Raw genomic sequence first — 23337 nt, forward strand, 5'->3', positions numbered from 1 at the left:
TCACTCTCGTAGCACTCTGCATGACAAATGTTGCGAACTGATGCAGTAAGGTCCGCAAAGCTTTCGCCCGTTGCTGGCAAAAGGCTAAGCTACAGACAAATCAGTGCGGGCCTGCCCCGCACTTGTCATGATTTCTCTGCACGGATGTCTCATGCGCAGTCGCCTTTTCAATCTTTTGTCTGCTTTTTTACTGTCTGCCGCTGCCGTTCAATCCGTCCAGGCGGTGGACCTTTCCACCCAACGCCAGTATTACGATGAAGCCAAACGCGCCCTCGCCAAGGGCGATACCGGCCCGTATTTCCGTTACAGCCAGGCCCTGGCCGATTATCCCCTGGAACCGTACCTGGCCTATGACGAACTGACCGCGCGCCTGAAATCCGCCAGCAACGAAGAAATCGAAAAATTTCTCGCCGAACATGGCGACCTGCCGCAAGCCAACTGGATGAAGTTGCGCTGGTTGCGCTGGCTGGCGGACCGCGGCGACTGGGCGACCTTCGTCAGGTATTACGACCCGAAGATGAACTTCACCGAACTGGACTGCCTGAACGCGCAGTACCAGCTCAGCCACGGTCTCAAGGCCGAAGGCAACGCCAACGCGGAAAAACTCTGGCTGACCGGCAAGTCCCAACCCGAGGCCTGTGACACGCTGTTCGGCATGTGGGCCGCCGATGGCCAGTTGACCGAACAAAAACGCTGGGAGCGCGCCAAGCTCGCGGCCCAGGCGCGCAACTATCCACTGGCCAACAGCCTGGTCAACGGCATGACCACCCTCGCCCCTCGCGGTCGCCTGCTGGTCGATGTCGCACAGAAACCCGAGCTGCTCAACCAACCGTCGCGCTTCACCCCGGCCGATGAAGCCATGTCGGACGTGGTCAGCCTCGGCCTGCGTCGCCTGGCCCGCCAGGACCCGGACAAGGCCATGGACCTGCTCGACGGCTACGCCAGCAGCATGCACTTCTCTCGCGATGAAAAAGTCGCGATCGCCCGGGAAATCGGCCTGACCCTCGCACGTCGTTATGATGGTCGCGCGCTGGACGTCATGACCCAATACGACCCGGAATTGCGCGACAACACCGTTTCCGAATGGCGCATGCGCTTGCTGCTGCGCCTGGCGCGCTGGGACGATGCCTATCAATTATCCCGACGCTTGCCGCAGGACCTGGCCACCACCAACCGCTGGCGCTACTGGCAGGCCCGTAGCCTGGAGCTGGCGCAACCGCAGAACCCGCAAGCCCAGACGCTCTATAAAAACCTCGCCCGCGAGCGCGACTTCTATGGTTTCCTCGCCGCCGACCGCTCACAGTCGCCCTATTCGCTGCTGAACAGACCGCTGCCGCTCAGCCAGGCCACCATCAACAAGGTCCGCAATACGCCGGGCGTGCGTCGCGCCCTGGAATTGCATGCCCGCGGGCAGATCGTCGACGGTCGCCGCGAGTGGTACTACGTCAGCCGTCACTTCAGTCGCGACGAAATGGTCGCCCAGGCCAAACTGGCCTACGACCTGAAATGGTACTTCCCGGCGATCCGCACCATCAGTCAGGCGCAGTACTGGGATGACCTGGATATCCGCTTCCCGATGGCCCACCGCGAAGCCCTGGTCCGTGAAGCGAAGTCGCGTGGCATCCATCCGAGCTGGGCATTCGCCATTACCCGCCAGGAAAGCGCATTCATGGATGACGCCCGCTCCGGTGTCGGCGCCTCGGGCCTGATGCAACTGATGCCGGCCACCGCCAAGGAAACCTCGCGCAAATTCAGCATTCCGTATAGCTCGCCACAGCAACTGTTCGACCCGGACAAAAACATCCAGCTCGGCGCTGCCTACCTGAGCCAGGTGCACAGCCAGTTCAATGGCAATCGCGTCCTCGCCTCCGCCGCCTACAACGCCGGCCCCGGCCGCGTGCGCCAATGGCTGCGCGGCGCCAACCACCTGAGTTTCGATGTCTGGGTGGAAAGCATCCCGTTCGACGAAACCCGCCAGTATGTGCAAAACGTGCTGTCGTACTCGGTGATCTACGGCGACAAACTCAACTCGCCGCAGCCGATCGTGGATTGGCATGAGCGGTTTTTCGACGACCAATGACCTTGTAGAAGCCGGCTTGCCGGCGAAGGCGGTCATGAGTCATGCATGACCTTTCGGACGCCTTCGCTGGCAAGCCAGCGCCTACAAAAGATCAACCTCCTACAGTTCGGCGGCAACCCTGCCATCACTGAACTGCAACGCCGCCAACCTTGCATACAACGCGTTGCTGGCAATCAGCTCCTGATGCGTGCCCACCGCCACCAACTTGCCTTGGTCCATCACGGCAATGCGGTCGGCGTTTTTGACAGTGGCCAGGCGATGGGCGATGACCAGGGTGGTGCGGTTTTTCATCAGGCTCGGCAATGCCTGCTGGATCAGGTGTTCGCTTTGAGCATCGAGGGCGCTGGTGGCTTCGTCGAGCAGCAGGATCGGCGCGTCCACCAGCAACGCTCGGGCGATGGCCAGGCGTTGGCGCTGGCCACCGGACAAGCCGAGACCGCCATCTCCGAGGTGCGTCTGGTAGCCGTTGGGCATGGCTTGGATAAAGTCGTCGGCGTAAGCGATTTTCGCCGCTTCCTGAACCTCGGCTAACGTCGCATTGGGATTGCCGTAGCGGATGTTCTCCTCGATGCTGCCGAAAAACAGCGCCGGGGTTTGCGACACCAGGGCGAAACAGCGTCGCAGATCCAGCGGATCGAGTTGAGTCAATGGCACGCCATCGAGCAGGATGCGCCCTTCGGCCGGGTCGTAGAATCGCAGCAGCAAGTCGTACACCGTCGACTTGCCGGCCCCTGAAGGCCCGACCAGCGCTAGCGTCTCGCCAGCATGAATCGTCAAGTTCAAACCGTCGACTGCATAACTTTCTGGCCGCGACGGGTAGGAAAAACGCACATTTTGTAGTTGCAGGTTGCCGTCGACCCGCTCCGGCAGTTTCACTGTGCTGGCAATGGGGGGCAGGATGATGTTTTCCGAACGCAGCAACTCGGCAATCCGCTCGGCCGCGCCGGCAGCCCGCTGCAACTCACCGATCACTTCGCTCAACGTACCGAAGGCACTGCCGACGATCAGGCTGTAGAACACGAAAGCCGCCAGCTCACCTGCGGAGATTCGCCCGGCGATGACGTCCATGCCGCCGACCCAGAGCATCACCCCGACCGCACCCAACACCAAAATGATCACCAGGGTGATCAGCCAGGCTCGCTGGAAGATGCGTTTGCGCGCGGTGTCGAACGCCTCTTCCACCGTCACGGCAAAGCGGCGTTCGTCCTGGGCCTGATGGTTGTAGGCTTGCACGGTCTTGATCTGGCCCAGGGTTTCCGACACGTAGCTGCCGATGTCGGCGATGCGGTCCTGGCTCAGGCGCGACAGGTTTCGCACCCGGCGACCGAAGATCAGGATCGGCGCAACCACCAGTGGCAAGGCTACCACCACGATGCTGGTGAGCTTGGGATTGGTGATGAACAACAGGACGATGCCGCCGATCACCATCAGCAAATTGCGCAGGAACAATGACAGCGAAGAACCGATGACCGATTGCAGCAGCGTAGTGTCGGCGGTCAGCCGCGACTGGATTTCCGAGCTGCGATTGTCCTCGTAAAACCCGGGGTGCAGGTAAATCAGGTGGTTGAACACCTGACGACGGATATCGGCCACGCAGCGCTCGCCGATCCACGACACCAGGTAAAATCGCGCAAATGTCCCGATCGCCAACCCCACCACCAACAGCATGAACAGGCCGATGGACTGGTTGAGCAAATGCGGCGACTGGGTCATGAACCCCTTGTCCACCAGCAGGCGAATGCCCTGCCCCATGGACAAGGTGATACCGGCGGTGACGATCAACGCAAGCAGGGCACCCAAGGCGTGCCAACGATACGGTGCGATGAAACGACTGGCCAGGCGAATGGCACGGCGGTGACGAGCAGAGAGCATCGCAATCATCCAGGACAAAAAAAACGGTCAATAGGGTCAGCCTACTCCGCTCAATGGGGTGGCTCGGCGCAAATCACAATGAGTCAGGTTAATTATGTCCACCACGACTAGAGGCTAGACGCTAATGGTCTAAAGTTCGGGTAGCCAGTTGAAGGCATTTCTGGTGGACTGGTTCTGTCCCACCCGGAACGATCGCAGGACGTTGTCATAGCCCGGTCACCTGGCGGTTCTACAGTGAGCACACAACCTGATGAGGAGACAGGCCATGTCCTTGCAACACAGCAGCGATGACAAGATTCAAGTGATCCGCACGCAACCAGACCAGTCTCTGGGTTGCTCGATTATCGACGAGCAAGGCCGCGAAGTACCGATCACTGAAGAAATGATCCAGAAAGCGTGCAGCGAACTGGAAAAGCGATTGGTCAAGCCTGCCGAACAAAAGTGATATAGCCACCGTCTTCTTCACCCGGCCCATTGTTGACCGGGTTTTTTATGCCTGTTTTTCCAATGATGGAACGGGGGGTGCCCTTCGCGAGCAGGCTCACTCCTACAAGGGATTTGTGATGTTCACAAAACCTGTAGGAGTGAGCCTGCTCGCGATTGTGCCAGCAAGGTGATCAGACCACCGTCGCTCCCAACGCCACCACCATCCTGCGCAACTCATCCGACTCACCCTCGATCCGCACCTGCAACCCGTCGATCTCACGCCGCGAAGGATATTGCTTGCGCAGCGCGTCGAACGCCGCCCGCTGGTCGCTGATGCTACCCACAAGGCTGCGCCGGAAATCCGCATCGTCACGCCGCGGGTCGTACACGCCACGGCACAGCATCGCCAGCGCCCAGGCCGGGTCGCTTTGCGCGTTGAGGGTGATGTGCGACAGCCACGACGCCGGCAGCAAATCGCTGAGTTTCACCTGCGCCGGTTGCCCGAGGAAATCGCAGTACGCCTGATAAATCTGCGCTGTGCCGCGCTGTTTGCCGTCGAGGCTGTAACCGGCAATGTGTGGCGTTGCCAGCACGCACAGTTCGGCCAACGCCACATCGACTTCCGGCTCGCCTTCCCAGACATCGAGCACCGCTTGCAGGTCTTCGCGCTCCAGCAACACATCACGCAGGGCCGCGTTGTTCACCACCGGGCCACGGCTGGCGTTGATCAGCCAGGTGCCGGGGCGCAGTTGGTTCAGGCGTTTTTCATCGAACAGATGCCAAGTCGACTGCGCGCCCTGCTTGGTCAATGGCGTGTGCAGGCTGATGACATCGCACGCTTCGATGATCTGCTCAAGGCTGACATAGTCACCGCCTTCAGCGGCCTGCCGTGGTGGATCACACACCAGTACCTTCCAGCCCAGGCCTTGCAATACCTTGACCAGCCGCCCGCCCACTTCACCGGCACCGACCACGCCATAGGTTCGCTGCGTGAGGTCGACACCTTCGATTTCAGCCAGGGTCAGCAGGCTCCCTAGCACATAGTCGACCACACCACGGGCGTTGCAGCCCGGCGCGCTGGACCAGGTGATACCGGCCTGCTGAAAGTAATCGAGGTCCAGATGATCGGTGCCGATCGTGCACGTGCCGACAAAGCGCACCTTGCTGCCTTCGAGCAGCGCGCGATTGACGTTGGTCACCGAGCGCACCAACAGCACATCGGCCTGCTCGACCGTGGCGCGATCGATGGAGCGCCCCGGCACCCGGCGGATTTCACCGAAACCTTCGAAGAAGGCATCGAGCAGGGGGATATTTTCGTCGGCAACAATCAGCATGGCAGGCTCCTTTGGCGGATCGGCAGTGTAGGCGTAGATGCGGGTGAACGACCAGCCAGAAGCACCGTCATTTCCCGTGTGGCGAGGGGGCTTGCCCCCGTTGGGCTGCGCAGCGGCCTAAATTGTCCACCGCAGTCCTCCAGATGCACCGTGCTAACCAGGTTTGCGACTGCTTCGCAGCCGAACGGGGGTAAGCCCCCTCGCCACATGGGGTCCTGCACAAGCATCGATTACAAATCGCTAACACGGGTCTTTTCCTGACTGGCGCGTCAACGCGTAGAATGCGCGCCTGTGCTTCAACACCTTTCGGACGTTTCGCCATTGAATTCTGTAACTGACAACACTGCCGCCCTGGCGCCTGCGCGCACCACGCCGGTTCGCGTCGAGCTCAAGGGCTTGCTCAGCCTGGCCCTGCCGATCATGGTCGCGCAGCTGGCCACCACCGCCATGGGCTTCGTCGATGCGGTGATGGCCGGCCGAGTCAGCCCACGGGACCTGGCCTCGGTGGCCCTGGGCAACTCGATCTGGATTCCGGTCTACCTGTTGATGTCCGGCATCCTGCTGGCGACCACGCCCAAGGTCGCGCAACGCTTTGGCGCCGGGAAGCTCGACGAAATCGGCCCGCTGGTCCGCCAGGCATTGTGGCTCGCGCTGTGTGTCGGATTGATGGGCAGCGGCCTGCTGCTCAGCGCCGAGCCGATCCTGCACTGGATGAAAGTCGACCCGCTATTGATCGAGCCAAGCATGGGTTACCTGCACGGTATCGCCTTCGGCTTTCCCGGCATGGCGTTCTATTACGTGTTGCGCTGCTACAGCGATGGCATGGGGCGGACTCGCCCGAGCATGGTCATTGGCTTGTGCGGCCTGCTGCTGAACATCCCGCTGAACTACACCTTGATCTATGGCCATTTCGGCGCACCGGCCCTCGGTGGCGTCGGTTGCGGCTGGGCCAGTGGCATTGTGATGTGGTTCATGGCGTTGAGCATGGCCGGGTGGACGCTCTTCGCGCCCTTCTATGCCCGCACCCGGGTGCTGGTGCGCTTCGATGGCCCGAAATGGGCCGAGATCAAGCGCATTGTCAGCATCGGCCTGCCGATCGGTATCGCCGTGTTCGCCGAATCGAGCATCTTCGCCGTGATCGCCCTGCTGATCGGCAGCCTCGGCTCGACCGTGGTAGCCGGGCACCAGATCGCGCTGAATATCAGTTCGCTGCTGTTTATGATCCCTTACTCGCTGGGCATGGCGGTGACCGTGCGGGTCGGTCAGGCGCTGGGGGCTGGCAACCCCTGGCAGGCACGCTTCGCCGCCAAGGTCGGGCTCGGCGCCGCGTTGGTGTTCGCAGCGTTTTCGGCGACGCTGATCCTGTGCCTGCGCGAGCCAATCGCCTCGATCTACACCCCTGACCAAAACGTGATCCAGATTGCGTCGATGCTGATTGTCTATGCCGCGCTGTATCAGTTTTCCGATGCGATCCAGGTGATTTGCGCAGGCGCACTGCGTGGTTACCAGGACACCCGGGTGACGATGATCCTCACCCTGTTCGCCTATTGGGGCATTGGCTTGCCGGTGGGTTACGTATTGGGGCTGACCGATTTGTTCGGCCCGGCCAGTGGTCCGAGCGGGCTCTGGGAAGGCTTGATCGCCGGCCTGAGCTGCGCGGCGCTGATGCTGTCGATCCGATTGACGCGCAGTGCGCGTAAACGGATTCGCCTGAGCACGGGTTAGGCACCACTAGGCCCGTAGGAGCTGGCTTGCCAGCGAAAGCGGTCGGTCATTCAACACTGATAGTGACTGAAACACCGCCTTCGCTGGCAAGCCAGCTCCTACAGGGGGGTCAGCTGGATTTTTTGCGGATCCAGTAGAGGTAGGTGCCGGCCTCTTCGTGTTGCGCCACCAGTTCGTGGTCGAGAAACACACAGAACTTGGGAATGTCGCGACGGGTCGACGGGTCAGTGGCGATCACCTTGAGCAGGCCGCCGGGCACCAGGTCACGAATGTGCTGGTGCAGCATCATCACCGGCTCCGGGCAGTTAAGGCCGGTGGCGTCGAGGGTGCCGTCTACCGGCGTGTCAAGCATTTCACTCATGATGGACTCCTAAACTGGCCGGCATTGTCGCGCAATGCCGGGTGCCAAGTCATCTCTGGCTCGCACGGCCCTTGTAGGAGCTGGCTTGCCAGCGAAAGCGGTGGGTCATTCAACATTGAAAGTGACTGATAGACCGCCTTCGCTGGCAGGCCAGCTCCTACAGGGTGGTGTGGGGTTAGCGGGATTTGGGTTTCTTGATGTCCAGGCGGCGCAGGTGGCAGGTCACTTCCTCGCGGTCGTGGTACAGCTGTTTGCAGCCGATCTCGACCTTGATGCCGCGGGCCTTGAAGCCGTCGGCAATCCGCTCCAGCAAGCGTTTCACTTCGGCGTAACGCTGCTTCATCGGCAGCTTGAGGTTGACCACCGCCTCGCGGCAATGCCCTTCGCCGATCCACTCTTCGAGCATCGCCGCGTTGCGCGCCGGTTTCTCGACAATGTCGCAAACCATCCAGTCCACCGGTTGCTTGGGCTTGAAGGTGAAACCGTCAGCCATCAAGTGCTGCACCAGCCCGGTGTCCATCAAGCTCTCGGCCATCGGGCCGTTGTCGATGGCGGTCACCAGCATGCCGCGGTTGACCAGTTGCCAAGTCCAGCCGCCGGGCGCAGCGCCCAGGTCGACGCCGGTCATGTCGCTGTGCAGGCGCTCGTCCCACTGATCGCGCGGGATGAAATGGTGCCACGCCTCTTCCAGCTTTAGCGTCGAGCGGCTCGGCGCCTCGCGCGGGAACTTCAGGCGCGGGATGCCCATCGGCCACATGGCGGAATTGTTCGCCTCGGCCAGGCCCATGAACACTTCACGACCGCTTTTGAAAGTCAGCAACAGACGCGGCTTGTGGGCGTCTTCCACCAGTTTGCCAGCAGCCATGAGCGCCTTGCGCAGGTGCCCTTCGAATTTCTTGCAGAAGTTCGACAGCTCCTTGCCGTCGTTGGTGTCGACCATTTCCAGCCACAGGCTGCCGCACAGCGGAAAATCGGCCATGTGTGCGAGGATCACGCTGATGCGGTCGGTTTCCGGCAGATCGATGAAAATTCCCCGGGCCCACTGGCGCGGGAAGATCAGCTCGGCAAAACGCTGCCCGCGCATCAGGCGCTCGGCGCCGTCTTCTTCGGCGCAGACAAACTCGGCGCAGGCCGTGGCTGCCTTGGCCTTGGCATAACCGGCCACGTTCAGCCGCGCCGCCAGGTCGGAAATCTCGGAACAGACTTCGCCTTCGAAGCCCGGTCGGCAATGCATAAAAAGGGTGTTCATTCTTACTCCTGGGCAATGGCGAGGAATTCGGCCACTGCGCGATGCCCAGGCTTGCGTTGAAGCAAAGCCTGTCACGAAAACCCGCGCATGATAGCCGACTTCGGAACCTCGGACTTGTCGATAGAGTCCAGTTATTAGCCAGCTACTTCAAACAGGGCTAGGTTTAATGCTCTGCCCGTCCCCTCCGTCCGTAGCCGTGCGGACTCAAAGGAGTGATCGCAATGCCCTCCGTCAATAGCCTGAACACCCTGAAAACCCTACAAGTGGGGAGCAAGACCTACCACTATTTCAGCCTGCCCGACGCTGCCAAGAGCCTGGGCGATCTGGACAAGCTGCCCATGTCGTTGAAAGTCCTGCTGGAAAACCTGCTGCGCTGGGAGGACGAAAAAACCGTCACCGGCGCCGACCTCAAGGCGCTGGCCGCCTGGCTCAAGGAGCGCCGCTCCGACCGGGAAATCCAGTACCGCCCGGCGCGGGTGCTGATGCAGGACTTCACCGGCGTTCCGGCCGTGGTCGACCTGGCCGCCATGCGTGCGGCGATGGCCAAGGCCGGTGGCGATCCGCAGCGAATCAACCCGCTGTCACCCGTGGACCTGGTGATCGACCACTCGGTGATGGTCGACAAGTTCGCCAGCAGCAACGCGTTCGAGCAAAACGTCGACATTGAAATGCAGCGCAATGGCGAGCGCTACGCGTTCCTGCGCTGGGGCCAAAGCGCCTTCGACAACTTCAGCGTGGTGCCGCCGGGCACCGGCATCTGCCACCAGGTGAACCTCGAATACCTCGGTCGCACGGTCTGGACCAAAGACGAGGACGGCCGCACCTACGCCTTCCCCGACACCCTGGTCGGCACCGACTCCCACACCACCATGATCAACGGCCTCGGCGTACTCGGCTGGGGCGTCGGTGGCATCGAGGCGGAAGCGGCGATGCTCGGGCAACCGGTGTCGATGCTGATTCCGGAAGTGATCGGCTTCAAGCTCACCGGCAAGCTCAAGGAAGGCATCACCGCCACCGACCTGGTGCTGACCGTGACCCAGATGCTGCGCAAGAAAGGCGTGGTGGGTAAATTCGTCGAGTTCTACGGCGACGGCCTCGCCGACCTGCCGCTGGCCGACCGCGCGACCATCGCCAACATGGCCCCGGAGTACGGCGCCACCTGCGGCTTCTTCCCGGTGGACGACGTGACCCTGGAATACCTGCGCCTGTCCGGCCGCCCCGCCGAGACCGTGCAACTGGTCGAGGCCTACAGCAAGGCTCAGGGCTTGTGGCGCCTGCCCGGCCAGGAACCGGTGTTCACCGACAGCCTGGCGCTGGACATGGGCAGCGTCGAAGCCAGCCTCGCCGGGCCAAAACGCCCGCAGGACCGGGTATCGCTGCCGAACGTCGCGCAAGCCTTCAGCGACTTCATCGACCTGCAATTCAAGCCTACCAGTAAAGAAGAAGGACGCCTGGAAAGTGAGGGTGGCGGTGGCGTCGCGGTCGGCAACGCCGACCTCGCCGGCGAGGCGGACTACCACTACGAAGGCCAGACCTACCGGCTGAAAAACGGTGCCGTGGTAATCGCCGCCATCACGTCCTGCACCAACACCTCTAACCCGAGCGTAATGATGGCGGCCGGGCTGGTGGCGAAGAAGGCCATAGAAAAAGGCCTGAAACGCAAACCCTGGGTGAAAAGCTCACTGGCGCCCGGCTCGAAAGTGGTCACCGATTACTATAAGGCGGCCGGCCTGACCCACTACCTCGATGAGTTGGGTTTCGCCCTGGTCGGTTACGGCTGCACCACCTGCATCGGCAACTCCGGGCCGCTGCCGGAACCGATTGAAAAAGCCATTCAGCAAGCCGACCTGACCGTGGCGTCCGTGCTCTCCGGCAACCGCAACTTCGAAGGCCGGGTGCATCCCCTGGTGAAAACCAACTGGCTGGCTTCCCCGCCGCTGGTGGTGGCCTATGCGTTGGCCGGCACGGTGCGCACCGACCTCAGCCGCGAGCCGCTGGGTGAAGACAAGGACGGCAAACCGGTTTACCTGCGGGACATCTGGCCCAGCAGCCAGGAAATTGCCGACGCGGTCAATAAGGTCAACACCGCGATGTTCCACAAGGAGTACGCCGAGGTGTTTGCCGGGGACGCACAGTGGCAGGCGATTGAAGTGCCGCAGGCAGCGACGTATGTCTGGCAGGACGATTCGACTTACATCCAGCATCCGCCGTTCTTCGACGACATCGGCGGCCCGCCGCCGGTGGTCAAGGATGTCAGCGGCGCCAACATCCTCGCCCTGCTCGGCGACTCGGTGACCACCGACCACATCTCCCCCGCCGGCAACATCAAGGCCGACAGCCCGGCAGGCCAATACCTGCGCGACAAAGGCGTGGAGCCGCGGGACTTCAACTCGTACGGCTCACGGCGCGGCAACCACGAAGTGATGATGCGCGGCACCTTCGCCAACATCCGCATTCGCAATGAGATGCTCGGTGGCGAAGAAGGCGGCAATACCCGCTACATTCCCACCGGGGAGAAAATGCCGATCTACGACGCCGCCATGCGTTATCAGGCAGCGGGCACACCGCTGGTGGTGATCGCCGGCCAGGAATACGGCACCGGTTCGAGCCGCGACTGGGCGGCCAAGGGCACCAACCTGCTGGGGGTAAAAGCGGTCATCGCCGAAAGCTTCGAACGGATCCACCGCTCCAACCTGGTCGGCATGGGCGTGTTGCCGTTGCAGTTCAAACTGGACCAGAACCGCAAGAGCCTGAACCTCAACGGCAGCGAAACCCTGGACATCCTCGGCCTGACCGGCGTCGAGCTCACGCCACGGATGAACCTGACACTGGTCATCACCCGCGAGGACGGCAGCTACGAGAAAGTCGATGTTCTGTGCCGCATCGATACGCTCAACGAGGTCGAGTACTTCAAGTCGGGAGGGATCTTGCATTATGTGTTGCGGCAATTGATTGCGTCTTGAGTGCTTGGCCCGGCTCCCAAACAGGGATCAACATCCCCACCCCCTGTAGGAGCCGGCTTGCCGGCGAAGGCAATCTCGAGCCATGCATTGACCATTCGGACGCCTTCGCTGGCAAGCCAGCTCCTACAATTCGACACGAACCACCATTTCCATGGCGACGCATACCCTGTAGGAGCCGGCTTGCCGGCGAAGGCAATCTCGAGCCATGCATTGACCATTCGGACGCCTTCGCTGGCAAGCCAGCTCCTACAATAACCGGGGCGCGCGACCATCCTGGTGACGACGCACACCCTGTAGGAGCCGGCTTGCCGGCGAAGGCAATCTCGAGCCATGTATCGGCCTTTCGGACGCCTGCGCTGGCAAGCCAGCTCCTACAATTCGACACGAACGACCATTTCCATGACGACGCACACCCTGTAGGAGCCGGCTTGCCGGCGAAGGCAATCTCGAGCCATGCATTGATCATTCGGACGCCTTCGCTGGCAAGCCAGCTCCTACAACAACCGGGGCGCACGACCATCCTTGTGGCGACGCATACCCTGTAGGAGCCGGCTTGCCGGCGAAGGCAATCTCGAGCCATGCATTGACCATTCGGACGCCTTCGCTGGCAAGCCAGCTCCTACAATAACCGGGTCGCACGACCATCCTTGTGGCAACGCACACCCTGTAGGAGCCGGCTTGCCGGCGAAGGCAATCTCGAGCCATGTATCGGCCTTTCGGACGCCTTCGCTGGCAAGCCAGCTCCTACCCATAGACATACGCACAAAAAATGGAATTGCACTCGCCGAGCGACTGTCATTTCTGCCTAAATAGCCCACATTTAAGGAAAGCCCCAACCGAACCAAGGATCCACCATGCTCGTGCTGCCCTGGCCGTACCTGACACTGCTCGCTGCCGGTTACGTCCTCGCACTCACCTATGGGCAACTGACCCCGCTGGTCGGCCTTGCAATCCTTGTGCTGGCGCTCGCTGGTTACGCCGTCCGGCAACCCCACCATCGCGTTGGCCGCTACCTCGGCCATGCCCAGTTCATCGGCATGGCGCTGCCCCTGGCGCTTCACCTCTGGCCGGGCTTCTACAACGCCAGGATGATCGACCAGGCGCGCTTCACCGAAACCGCTGTCCCCTTCTCGATGAACCTCAACCTCGACAAGCCATTGATCGGTTTCTGGCTGCTGATCGTGTGCCCGTGGATCATCGGTCGTCATTCCCCGGCGCAGACATTAAAGGCAACCATCCTCGCCTTGAGCCTGACCGCCCTCACCACCCTCGGTGCGGCTTGCCTGCTGGGCATCGTCGAATGGTCGCCGAAATGGCCGCCGCAGGCCTGGCTGTGGGTGAACAACAACCTGCTGCTGGTGACCGTCGTGGAAGAAGCGCTGTTCCGCGGCTATATACAGGGCGGCCTGGGCCGACGCCTGAAACACCTGCCCCACGGCGAACACCTGGCCTGGCTGATCGCAGCACTACTGTTCGGCCTGGTCCACTGGGGCGCCGGATGGCAATGGGTGATGCTGGCGAGCATGGCCGGCACCGGTTATGGCCTGGCTTATCGCTACGGCGGCCTCGCGGCCGCCATTGCCACCCACTTCGGGTTGAACCTGCTGCATTTCGGCTTGTTTACCTACCCGATGCTGGCCGGCTAAGGACCGATCATTTCGAACAACCTCAACACCCTGCCCGAGCAGTCATAACCGATCAAAACGCCGTAAACATTGGCACCAACGCCCGATTATCGGTAGGGAACTAAGCGGCTTGACTCCTGTCTCCCACACCGTTTACCCTCCCGCCCCACGAATGGAAGCGACCCGTCCTACAGACGGTTCCTCTGAAAATGAATTCAAACAACGCGTTTATCGCGCCGTTGTGCTGTGCGGTAAATCATGCTGAAGCCCCGTTCTTCCCTCCAAATCAAAAAATCCGTCATTTTTGCCCTGGTGCTGCGTGAAGCGCGTTCGCGTTTCGGCGACCGGCGCATGGGCGCGAGCTGGACGCTGCTGGAACCGATTGCCCACCTGTTGATTCTGAGCGTCGCCTTCAGCCTGATTCGTGGCAGCACCGTCGCCGGGATCGATTACCCGGTGTTCGTCCTGGTCGGGTTGGCGCCCTTCCTGCTGTTTCGCAACACCGCCTTGCGCTTGATGAACAGCCCTAAGGAAAACCGCTCGCTGTTTGCCTACAAACAGATCAAGCCACTCGACACCTACATCGCCCGGGTACTGGTGGAGTTCAGCATCTCCGCCAGCGCCTACGCCATCCTGGTGTTCGGCTTTGCCTGGTACGGCTTCGACATGTCCATCAAGGCCCCCATCGAATGGATGCTGACCATCCTGCTGGGCGTGCTGTTTTCCTTTGGCCTGGGCATGTTGCTGTCGCTGATTGCCCATGCCATGCCCAGCAGTGCCCTGTTTCTGCGGATGATGTTCTTCCCGCTGTACTTCCTTTCGGGCGTGCTCATTCCCGCCGCCTACCTGCCGCACGCCATGCTGCCCGTGCTGCTGCTCAACCCATTCCTGCATCTGCTGGAACTGATCCGCGGCGAAATCTTCCCGCACTACGTGACGGTCGATGGCATTTCGGTTCACTACGTCATCGCGTTCACCCTGGTCTTGCTGTTCGTCTCCCTGGGCACCTACCGGGTTCGTCGACTGCATTTGATCTCTTCCAAGAACGGCTAACCGCAGGCTTCCCGTGTTCGAGCTCAGAAATATCACCAAGTCTTACCTGACCCCCAAAGGTCGCCGGCACGTGTTCCGCGACCTGTCATTGCAAATTCCACCGGGCAAGAACATTGGCCTGATCGGTCGCAACGGCTCGGGCAAATCGACCCTGATGCGCCTGCTGGGCGGCGCCGATGTTCCGGACTCCGGCACGGTGGTCACCAACAAGAGCATTTCCTGGCCGGTCGGTTTGTCCGGCGGCCTGCACGGCACCATGACCGGGCGCGAAAACATCAAGTTCGTCAGCCGGGTCTACGGCGCCGAGGGTGACGCCATGCGCCAGAAAATCAGCTACGTCGAAGACTTCGCGGAAATCGGCAGCTGGATCGACGAGCCGGTCAAGACCTACTCCTCCGGCATGCGCTCGCGCCTGGCCTTTGGCCTGAGCATGGCCTTCGACTTTGACTATTACCTGATCGACGAAGTGATGTCGGTGGGTGACGCGCATTTCAAGCGCAAGTGCACAGACGTGTTCGAAACACGCCTGCAGCAATCCAAGGTGGTGCTGGTTTCCCACAGCATGCCCGAAATCAAAAAGCTCTGTGACGTCGTGCTGCTGGTGCGCGATGGCGGGGTGCAGATCTATGACGATGTCGATGAAGGCATCAAGGCCTACAACACCTGATCGCCTGACTGGGGCGTGAACAGTTTCATTTCAAGGATGCGTGTGCATATGAGCAGTACGGGTAAATTCAAGGGCTGGCGCCTGACACTGGGGCTGATCGTGCTGCCGATGGTACTGGCCGCCGTCTACTACAGCTTTTTCGCCGTGGACCGCTTTGTCAGCTCCTCGCAAGTGGTGGTACGCCAGGACGGCAACAACTCGGCGGCACAGATGCCCGGCCTGAGCATGCTGCTGACCGGCACCAACCCGGCCTCCCGCGAAGAGACCCTGTACCTGCGCGAATACATTGTGTCGATGGACATGATGCAACTGCTGGAAGATCGCCTGCACTGGGTCGAGCAATACAGCAAGCAACGCAGCGACCCGTTCTTCTGGCTGGACACCGACACCGAGCGCGAAGACCTGCTCGAGTACTACCAGCGCATGGTCACCGCGCACTACGACGAAACCACCGGCCTGCTGAAAGTTGAAGTACAAGCCTTCAGTCCGGAACTCGCCGAGCAAATGGTCAAGACCATTCTCGAGGCCAGCGAACACTTCGTGAACGAAGTCTCCCACAGCATCGCCCGTGAGCAGATGCGCTTCGCCCAAGTCGAACTGGAAGGCGCGAAAAAGAACTACACCCAACGCAAGGAAGAACTGCTGACCTTCCAGGACCGCAACAAGGTACTGGACGGTAAAAGCTCGGCCCAGGGCCGTGCCAGCATTATTGACACGCTGGAAGCCGAGCATTCCAAAGAGCGCGCCGTGCTGACCCAGATGCTCTACAAGCTTCGTCCGGACTCACCGCAAGTCAAGCAGCAACAACAACGCGTCAATGCCATTCGTGAACAACTGGTTGCCGAGAAGCGCCTGCTGGTTTCCGCGCCGGATGGTGACCAACTGAACGTTGTCGCTTCGCGCTTCCAACAACTGACCTTGGACGCCGGCATCGCCGAAGAAACCTACAAGACCGCCGTTGCCGCACTGGACAACGCCCGTATTGAGGCCAGCAAGAAAATCCGCACCTTGGTCACCGTGGTCAGCCCGAACACACCGCAATTGGCCCTGTACCCAGAGCGCCTGTACAACCTGGCGACCCTCTTCATGGCCCTGCTGTTGCTCTACGGTATTGCCCGCTTCCTTATTGCATCGATCGAGGATCATCGTGATTAAATCCATTACTGGCCTGCCCCTTCGCCCCCTGAACTTGAGCATGCGAAACAGCGCTGTTGCGGGTTTGATGCTGGTGACCCTCACTTTGACCGGCTGCAGTGGCGTGATGTCTGGCGCTGGCCCATACAAAGGCGATATCGAAAGCCGACACCAAAGCACTGCATATGACCTGGTGGACATCAACGCCGACACCATCGCACCGTACATGCGCCCGGCCGCCAAACCAGCCAAAGCCAAAATCACCACGCCTATGGCTCAGAGCGTGCGACTGATGGGTGGTGACGTGATCAGCGTATTGATCACTGACAACGCCCCGGACGGCAGTGGCCTGTTCGCCCCATTGGCAACGGGCGGCACCCAGCTCAAGGTACGCATCGACGACAAAGGGATGATCTCCCTGCCGTATGTTGGCCATCAGTTCGTTGCCGGCATGACCCTGATTCAGGTCGAGGACATGATTCGTCTGAAGCTCAAGGGCGTGACCACGGACGTGCAAGCGCACGTTGACCTGGTTGGCGATCTGTCCGGCTCGGTGCTGGTGGCAGGTGCTGTGAAGGCGCCCGGGCGCTTCTCTACCTTGCAAGGTCCACTGACACTGCTCGACGCTGTCAATCAGGCTGGCGGTCCGGTGATGGAACCACATCTGGTCAACGTCACTGTACGCAATGGCGCTCAAGCGAATACCTACAACTACGAAGATATCCTCGCCGGTAACAACTTCGTACTGAAGCCCAATTCCGAAGTGATTCTGGACCGCGCACGCCAACGCTTTGTAGCGATGGGTGCTGTGGGTGAGCCTGGCTTGCACGATTTGCCCTCCCAGAACGCCAGTTTGCTGGATGCACTGGGCTCTGTTGGTGGCTTGAAAGAGGCCAACGCTAATCCGCAAGGCGTATTCGTGTTCCGCATGGGTGAAGCCACTGCTACACAAGCGGCCAAGCCAATTGTCATGCGTATTGACATGCGTGACCCCGCCGCCATTTTTTATGCCCGGCAAGTCATGCTCAAGCCAGACGATACGATCTACGTAACCAACGCAGCCGTGTACGAATGGCAAAAAATTATTGGGCCAATCGTTCAGACCCTTGTATTGGGTCGCGCTGTGGGCGTAAGCCCGAACTAAGCAGGAACGTCCATTGGACTTCATGCTCGCCGCCACGGCCCCTGTCGCGGCGGCATGCCAAATCGATATTTATAATGAGTGGAGTGTTTGTTGGGCGGCCAGTGAATTTTGTACAGCGCGAACAAGTTAAAAGACAGGGATGTCACATACTGGTCTTTATATAAGCTGACTCAAGGATTGCCCGGTAAGAAACACTTCAGCAGAATTCAAGGAAATTGAATGAACGTCCTTTTCTACCTGGAGCCCGCCATCGAGCTGGGTAACCCTGAGTTTCGCTACGCCACGCTTCGCAGTTCCATCGTTCCACAGGTCACCGCGCTTCGCGGCGCAGGCGTAAACACCCACTGCATCGTAAGCCAGGTCATTGCTGAACGAGCGCTACGAGATGGCCATGTCGAAGCACTTGGTTCGCTGTCAACGATTGATCCACTGACCTGGACCGAAGGCGAAAACACGCTTGAGCGCTCACTCCGGCATCAAGCCAAGGACTACAAAGAGGGCGAGCACACTCGCCTCGCAGATCTGCTGACAGCAGATCTGCCATCCGGATTCGAACCAGACGTCATTCTTGTCTGGGAAGCCCCGATGTCTTGTCTCGCGGAAATTTTCCCAAATGCACGCATCATTTATCAGATGCCAGGCTTCTTCTCGCGCGCCCCGTTTGCCAATCTGGTTGCGTTTGATACCGGCCTGCTGGGTGACAGTACGGTCCCTGCCAATCAGCTTGTCAGTGCCGCGGAAATATCGGCCCTTGATGCCTTGAGGGATCATGAAGCTCGCTTTTTGAGTTCGATAGCCCCTACTCAAGTCTCCATCAATGACTTGAAACAACGCTTTCGCAGCGTTGTGCTGTTGCCGCTGCAGATCGACGGCTACTTCATGATCGACTCTGTGTTGGGGCGACGCAGTCAGTTCGATGTACTGGTAGACATCATGGGCCGCATGCCGGCCAATCAGGCCTTGGTCGTGACTAACTACTGGTCAGGCCAGACGCGAAGTGCGGTCCTGACTGCGCAGAACATCAGCTACCTGCGTTCGCGCTTCCCGAACTTTGCCTACTTCGAAAGCTTCGACAAAATTCCATCGGTATCGCAGCTACTGGTTCCGGAAATGGACGGGGTCATTTCGATCTCGTCTTCTCTCGGCTATCAGGCAGCATTCTGGCAAAAACCGTTGCTGACACTTGGCGCCAGTCATATCACTCCATTCGCTACCACCAACGACTGGGATGAGTTCTTTGCGCAGGTCACCGCGGGTCAACCGATAGTGCGCGATGAGTTGATCATCTCTGCAATTCGTACAAAGCACCTGCCTGCACAAATGCTCGCCGAAGATGGTAAAGGCTATGCTCGTTGGCTGGCAGAAGTTGCCTCTCGTCCCGCCGGTGACTTTCCACTCTGGAACGAACAAGTGCCGGTCGCCGATGCACTGATGGAGTTGCGGCGCGAGCCCGAATATCTCAAGCAACTCGGCTACTTCAATCAGGTACGAGAAGAGTCGTCGATGGATCATTGCCGTGAGCTTTCACAGCAGATTCTTCGGCACCCGATCATCTCGTTCGATGTGTTCGACACGCTGCTTTACCGCCCATTCAAGTCGCCTTCCGACATGTTCGAATTCATGTCCGAAGAAGTACGGCAGATCTGCAATCTTCCTTCCCTTGATTTCCGTGCCGCAAGACGCGCTGCAGAAAAAGCCGCTTTCGAAGAAGCAATCGCACGTGGTGATGGCGAAACCCACATCGATGAGATCTATCAGGCATTCGCAGAACAGACCGGTGTTGGCGAAGAACTCGCCGAGCGCGTTAAACAGCTGGAAATGCAGATGGAAATGGACATCCTTTACCCAAGGTTGTCGGGGTTCAAGGCATTCAATGAAGCCCGTAGCCTGGGCAAGCGCATCATCATCATTTCCGACATGTATCTGCCTCGCGATTTCCTCGAGGCCATCCTCAAAAAGAATGGCTATGAAGGTTACGACCGCTTTTACGTATCGTCTGAAGCACGCGTGAAGAAACACAACGGACGATTGTTCGACCACGTACTTGAAGACCTGAATGTTGATCCAAAAACGATTCTCCACGTTGGAGATAACGTTGCGGCGGACGTGGTTCGCGCCAAAGATCGTGGCATCAAACCGTTCCACTTGGTCAAAGCCTCGGAAGTGTTCGCGGAGTGCGACAGCTTCAAGAACCCTTGGTCTCGCGACGAAGAACGCCATTCTCTCGACTGGAAAATGATCCTGGCTGTCGCAGGCAACCGATTCCACGACAACCCTTACTTGCCACATCGACGCGGCACCCTGTTCTGCGGTGACCCTTGGCGCCTGGGTTACTACGGCCAAGGCCCGATGCTGCTGGGCTACACGAAATGGCTAATGGAAAAAGCCATCCGCGACGGCGTCAAGCGTCTCTACTTCCTGTCTCGTGATGGCTTGATCATGAAGGAAGCCTATGACCGCATCGCGCAGAATTATCCCGACGCGCCAAGCAGCCACTACCTCCTCTGCTCTCGCAGAGCAGTGAACCTGGCAAAGGTACGCGATGAACATGGCGTCATGGACCTGCTTCAGGTGGATTTTGCCCGCACCAGCATCCAACACCTGCTCTCGTCTCGTTTTGGTGTCTACCCAGCCAATGTCCCGATGGACATTCTCGCAAAACACGACCTCTCGCTTGAGACAATTGTCACTAACAAACATCAGGAAATGCTCAAGCCATTTTTCCTTGATCTGCTGCCACTCATTGTCAGTGCGGCGAAAAAGGAACGGACAAATTACCTCGAATACCTTGAAGGAACCGGCCTGCTGGATGACGGCGAAGTGGCCTTGGTTGACATAGGGTATGCCGGCACCATGCAAGAATCCCTGTACTTGCTGACTGATCGCCAAAAGCTGTTTGGCGGTTATTACCTGATGACCTTCCGCCAGGCACTGAAACGCGTAGACGCGTATGGAATGCCGATCAGAGGCTATCTCGGTGAATTTGTGGATCGTCACGACACCCACCATCCATTCTGCCGAAACGTCCCTCTCTACGAGACACTGTTCAGCAGCGTGGATACTTCCTTCGTGCGCATGGATCGTGACTGGAATGGTCGACTGACGCCGATCTTTATGGATCGCTTTGCGGCAGAGGCAAAACGCGAAGAAGTGGTTCATAAAATCCACAAGGGAGCACTGAGCTTCATTGAAGAAACAGCCAGCATTTTTGGCCCCCGCTTGAAGAACCTCGATATCGAGCCGGTCAAATCACTGCGCGTGCTTGAGAAATTCTTTAGCGAGCCGCATCCGGTTGACGCTCAGATGTTCGCTGGTCTGGTTTTTGAAGATGCCTACGGCGGTGCTGGCCTTAAAACAATCTTGCCAATAGACGGCAATCCAGAAGTGAACTGCGTCTGGAAAGTGGGCGCAGTGGTTTTGCAACGAGCCAAGAACGACAATAAGGCAAACAGCTCAGCTGTAGCGCCCAAAGCCACTTCGCTAAAAGCGTCTGCATCCAAACCTGCCGCGCAAACAAAGAGCTTCAATCGCATTGAACAACGATTGGTTCGCTGGGTGGTTAGAAAAACCTCGAACGATAGAAAGTTTCAAAAATTTGAACTAACGCCAGCGAAATTCTTTAGCGACTCAAAAAGTCCGCACGTTCGATTGCTGGGGCGTCTGTATCTGATCCGGGCCGCTAACCAGTAAAAAAAGCCTGGCCCATGACTCATTGAAAACCAATGAATCATGGGCCGGGTCCGTTTTAATCTCTAGAAAGCAATCCGTGACAAACTATCGCTTTGCCGCCTCAGAAACGTTTAATCGCAGTAAAGAATCCGAACTGGAATTCACCCTGCGACTACCACTCTCAAGGCTCGAGTGGTGTCTTTTTCAAACGACGATCCCAAACGACACTTTCCCGCATAAGGCGTGCAGGTGCGCCTGCATAAATCGAATTGGCTCTTGCAAGGCGCTTGCTTACGTAAGACCTCGCACCAATCACACAGCCTTCTGGAATGTTAGCGCCCTTTCCAAGCGTTGCACCTTCACCTACCCATACATGTCGCCCCAAAACAACGTCTTGTGCGTCATTCAACCGCTCCCCCCCAAGCAGATCGTAAATAGGATGCTCATCAGAGGTGCGGACGAATATCCCACTGGAGAACATGCAATCCTCTCCAATCACTATACTTTTGCCTTCCATTGCGAACAGGTGCGCCCCGACGAACGTCGTCCCTGCCCCAATCAGCAGTTTTGACTCTGCCTGGCGCGCATGAATAGCACCTCTCAGATTGCATCCTTTGCCTATCTCGACAACGTTATAGGCGCCGGAAAAAATAATGTTCATGTTGCGAATTACAGTGTTCTCACCTATTCGCAAAACGTGATTATTACCATCGATCTGGATCCTGACTGTGGACTCGATCCGCACGGCCGGGTGAATTTCAATGACATTATTCTCGCCATTATTGATAACGCTTGGGTGTTCGGAAAGCACTTAAACCTCGCAATGGGTAACAACGGCGTATTTATTATTTTCCACAAACATTTGCGGCTCTAGTACCCTGGCATCTAAAAACGCCACCAACCAGCACTAACGATAAGTAATAGGCACTCCATTGCTACCACTCGCGGCCATCTAAATCGGTTTAATCAATCAAAAATCTCAACAACCCCCACCACCTCATCACTCCCCTCTGCCGTCACCGGCAACGCCCGAATCTTGTGATCCTGCATGTACGCTTCTGCCTCACACAATTGTGCTGTGGCTTTCACGGTATGAGGTTTGGCGGTCATGAAGCTGGCGACGTTTTCGTTGATCACGCCTGGGTTTTCCAGCAAGGCGCGACGCAGGTCGCCGTCGGTGACGATGCCGATCAGTTTGTCGTTGTCCATGACCAGGGCGAGGCCCAGGCGGCTGGAAGTCATGACCAGCAGGCAGTCGTGAAACGAGGTGTCGCGGCTGACTTTGGGGATGTTGGTGTGCATCACGTCGCTGACGCGGGTGAGCAATTTGCGGCCGAGGCTGCCGCCGGGGTGGTAGCGGGCGAAGTCCATAGGCTTGAAGTCGAGTGCGGCAATCAGCGCCACCGCGAGTGCATCGCCCATGGCCATGGTGGCCAGGGTAGAAGTGGTCGGTGCCAGGTTGTTCGGGCACACCTCGCGCTCTACGGAGATGTCGAGCCAGATGTCGGCGTGCTTGGCCAACGTGGATTGGCCATTGCCGGTCATGGCGATGATCGGGTTGCCGAAGGATTTCAGGCTTGGGATCAGCTTGATGACTTCCTCGGTTTCACCGCTGTAGGAAATCAGGATCACTACATCGATGGGCTTGAGCATGCCCAAGTCGCCGTGGAAGGCTTCGGCTGGGTGCAGGAACAGGCTTGGGGTACCGGTAGAGGCGAAGGTGGCGACCATTTTCTGGCCGATCAATCCGGATTTGCCCATACCGCAGACGGCTGCCCGGCCTTTACAACCGAGAATAAGTTCTACAGCCCGTTGAAATTCGCCATCCAGGCGTTCGGCGAGTTGGCTGATGGCTTGCGCCTGGGCGCTGAGGGCTTCTTTGGCGATGGGGAGGTGATTCATGGGGACGCTATCGTTCCTTGATTTAGTGGCGCGTATGTTACCGGTTGGGTCGCGTGCAGGAAACGTGATGTGGGCCCTTTCCGACTAGCACCGTGCGAATCCTTCCCTCCCCTTGCCTGAATTTGCGAACAAG

16 protein-coding genes are annotated in these 23337 nt (G+C 59.0%); 10 read left to right on the forward strand and 6 right to left on the reverse strand.

The window, feature by feature from the left end; genetic code table 11:
* Nucleotides 1–151 precede the first annotated feature (151 nt).
* Nucleotides 152–2080, forward strand: a complete 1929-nt coding sequence (locus J1D76_RS04925) for a transglycosylase SLT domain-containing protein (protein WP_421137287.1) — start codon at nt 152–154, stop codon at nt 2078–2080.
* Nucleotides 2081–2179: 99 nt separating this feature from the next.
* Here the strand turns inward: J1D76_RS04925 and J1D76_RS04930 are convergent, their stop codons facing one another.
* Nucleotides 2180–3961 carry an ABC transporter transmembrane domain-containing protein gene (locus J1D76_RS04930; RefSeq protein ID WP_421137364.1) on the reverse strand — a complete coding sequence of 594 codons (1782 nt, stop codon included), beginning with the start codon at nt 3959–3961 and terminating at the stop codon, nt 2180–2182.
* Between the two features lie 256 nt (nt 3962–4217).
* On the opposite strand from J1D76_RS04930, the gene J1D76_RS04935 reads away from it, so the two are divergent.
* Complete coding sequence (locus tag J1D76_RS04935; RefSeq protein WP_046041374.1) at nt 4218–4397, forward strand: PA1571 family protein; 180 nt, start codon at nt 4218–4220, stop codon at nt 4395–4397.
* Between the two features lie 172 nt (nt 4398–4569).
* On the opposite strand, the gene pdxB is transcribed toward J1D76_RS04935, so the two are convergent.
* The gene (gene pdxB, locus J1D76_RS04940; RefSeq protein ID WP_421137288.1) at nt 4570–5712 is read right to left on the reverse strand and encodes a 4-phosphoerythronate dehydrogenase PdxB; all 1143 of its coding nucleotides are present in this window, start codon (nt 5710–5712) and stop codon (nt 4570–4572) included.
* Between the two features lie 321 nt (nt 5713–6033).
* Here pdxB and J1D76_RS04945 point away from each other — a divergent pair, with 321 nt between their 5' ends.
* Complete coding sequence (locus J1D76_RS04945) at nt 6034–7437, forward strand: MATE family efflux transporter (RefSeq protein ID WP_421137289.1); 1404 nt, start codon at nt 6034–6036, stop codon at nt 7435–7437.
* Nucleotides 7438–7546: 109 nt separating this feature from the next.
* Here J1D76_RS04945 and tusA read toward each other — a convergent pair whose 3' ends face one another.
* Nucleotides 7547–7798, reverse strand: a complete 252-nt coding sequence (gene tusA / locus J1D76_RS04950) for a sulfurtransferase TusA (RefSeq protein WP_421137290.1) — start codon at nt 7796–7798, stop codon at nt 7547–7549.
* A 175-nt stretch (nt 7799–7973) separates the two neighbouring features.
* Nucleotides 7974–9047, reverse strand: a complete 1074-nt coding sequence (gene rlmM / locus J1D76_RS04955; RefSeq protein ID WP_421137291.1) for a 23S rRNA (cytidine(2498)-2'-O)-methyltransferase RlmM — start codon at nt 9045–9047, stop codon at nt 7974–7976.
* Between the two features lie 221 nt (nt 9048–9268).
* Between rlmM and acnA the strand changes: the two genes are divergently transcribed.
* The 7 genes from acnA to J1D76_RS04990 all read left to right on the forward strand — a co-directional run bounded on the left by acnA (nt 9269) and on the right by J1D76_RS04990 (nt 21323).
* Entirely contained in the window at nt 9269–12010 is a 2742-nt protein-coding gene (gene acnA / locus J1D76_RS04960) for an aconitate hydratase AcnA (RefSeq protein WP_421137292.1), read from the forward strand.
* Nucleotides 12011–12864: 854 nt separating this feature from the next.
* Nucleotides 12865–13656: a CPBP family intramembrane glutamic endopeptidase gene (locus tag J1D76_RS04965; RefSeq protein WP_421137293.1), complete on the forward strand. Its 792-nt coding sequence runs from the start codon at nt 12865–12867 to the stop codon at nt 13654–13656.
* Between the two features lie 237 nt (nt 13657–13893).
* On the forward strand, nt 13894–14688 hold the full coding sequence (locus J1D76_RS04970; RefSeq protein WP_421137294.1) for an ABC transporter permease: 795 nt from the start codon (nt 13894–13896) through the stop codon (nt 14686–14688).
* Between the two features lie 13 nt (nt 14689–14701).
* Nucleotides 14702–15355: an ABC transporter ATP-binding protein gene (locus J1D76_RS04975; RefSeq protein WP_421137295.1), complete on the forward strand. Its 654-nt coding sequence runs from the start codon at nt 14702–14704 to the stop codon at nt 15353–15355.
* Between the two features lie 48 nt (nt 15356–15403).
* On the forward strand, nt 15404–16510 hold the full coding sequence (locus J1D76_RS04980; protein WP_421137296.1) for an ABC transporter permease: 1107 nt from the start codon (nt 15404–15406) through the stop codon (nt 16508–16510).
* A 40-nt stretch (nt 16511–16550) separates the two neighbouring features.
* Nucleotides 16551–17633, forward strand: a complete 1083-nt coding sequence (locus J1D76_RS04985; RefSeq protein ID WP_421137297.1) for a polysaccharide biosynthesis/export family protein — start codon at nt 16551–16553, stop codon at nt 17631–17633.
* A 219-nt stretch (nt 17634–17852) separates the two neighbouring features.
* Nucleotides 17853–21323: an HAD family hydrolase gene (locus J1D76_RS04990; protein WP_421137298.1), complete on the forward strand. Its 3471-nt coding sequence runs from the start codon at nt 17853–17855 to the stop codon at nt 21321–21323.
* A 160-nt stretch (nt 21324–21483) separates the two neighbouring features.
* On the opposite strand, the gene J1D76_RS04995 is transcribed toward J1D76_RS04990, so the two are convergent.
* Together J1D76_RS04995 and J1D76_RS05000 are read right to left on the reverse strand one after the other, a co-directional pair.
* Entirely contained in the window at nt 21484–22113 is a 630-nt protein-coding gene (locus J1D76_RS04995; RefSeq protein WP_421137299.1) for an acyltransferase, read from the reverse strand.
* A gap of 155 nt (nt 22114–22268) precedes the next feature.
* On the reverse strand, nt 22269–23204 hold the full coding sequence (locus J1D76_RS05000) for a KpsF/GutQ family sugar-phosphate isomerase (RefSeq protein ID WP_421137300.1): 936 nt from the start codon (nt 23202–23204) through the stop codon (nt 22269–22271).
* Between the last annotated feature and the right edge of the window lie 133 nt (nt 23205–23337).

The sequence above is a fragment of the Pseudomonas sp. NFX15 genome (assembly GCF_049132105.1).
GTDB lineage: Bacteria > Pseudomonadota > Gammaproteobacteria > Pseudomonadales > Pseudomonadaceae > Aquipseudomonas.

Bases quoted from the DNA above. Each gene is read 5' to 3' on its own strand.
- J1D76_RS04925 (WP_421137287.1), top strand. From the start codon at position 152: ATGCGCAGTCGCCTTTTCAATCTTTTGTCTGCTTTTTTACTGTCTGCC.
- J1D76_RS04930 (WP_421137364.1), bottom strand. From the start codon at position 3,961: ATGATTGCGATGCTCTCTGCTCGTCACCGCCGTGCCATTCGCCTGGCC.
- J1D76_RS04935 (WP_046041374.1), top strand. From the start codon at position 4,218: ATGTCCTTGCAACACAGCAGCGATGACAAGATTCAAGTGATCCGCACG.
- pdxB (WP_421137288.1), bottom strand. From the start codon at position 5,712: ATGCTGATTGTTGCCGACGAAAATATCCCCCTGCTCGATGCCTTCTTC.
- tusA (WP_421137290.1), bottom strand. From the start codon at position 7,798: ATGAGTGAAATGCTTGACACGCCGGTAGACGGCACCCTCGACGCCACC.
- rlmM (WP_421137291.1), bottom strand. From the start codon at position 9,047: ATGAACACCCTTTTTATGCATTGCCGACCGGGCTTCGAAGGCGAAGTC.
- acnA (WP_421137292.1), top strand. From the start codon at position 9,269: ATGCCCTCCGTCAATAGCCTGAACACCCTGAAAACCCTACAAGTGGGG.
- J1D76_RS04965 (WP_421137293.1), top strand. From the start codon at position 12,865: ATGCTCGTGCTGCCCTGGCCGTACCTGACACTGCTCGCTGCCGGTTAC.
- J1D76_RS04970 (WP_421137294.1), top strand. From the start codon at position 13,894: ATGCTGAAGCCCCGTTCTTCCCTCCAAATCAAAAAATCCGTCATTTTT.
- J1D76_RS04980 (WP_421137296.1), top strand. From the start codon at position 15,404: ATGAGCAGTACGGGTAAATTCAAGGGCTGGCGCCTGACACTGGGGCTG.
- J1D76_RS04985 (WP_421137297.1), top strand. From the start codon at position 16,551: ATGCGAAACAGCGCTGTTGCGGGTTTGATGCTGGTGACCCTCACTTTG.
- J1D76_RS04990 (WP_421137298.1), top strand. From the start codon at position 17,853: ATGAACGTCCTTTTCTACCTGGAGCCCGCCATCGAGCTGGGTAACCCT.
- J1D76_RS05000 (WP_421137300.1), bottom strand. From the start codon at position 23,204: ATGAATCACCTCCCCATCGCCAAAGAAGCCCTCAGCGCCCAGGCGCAA.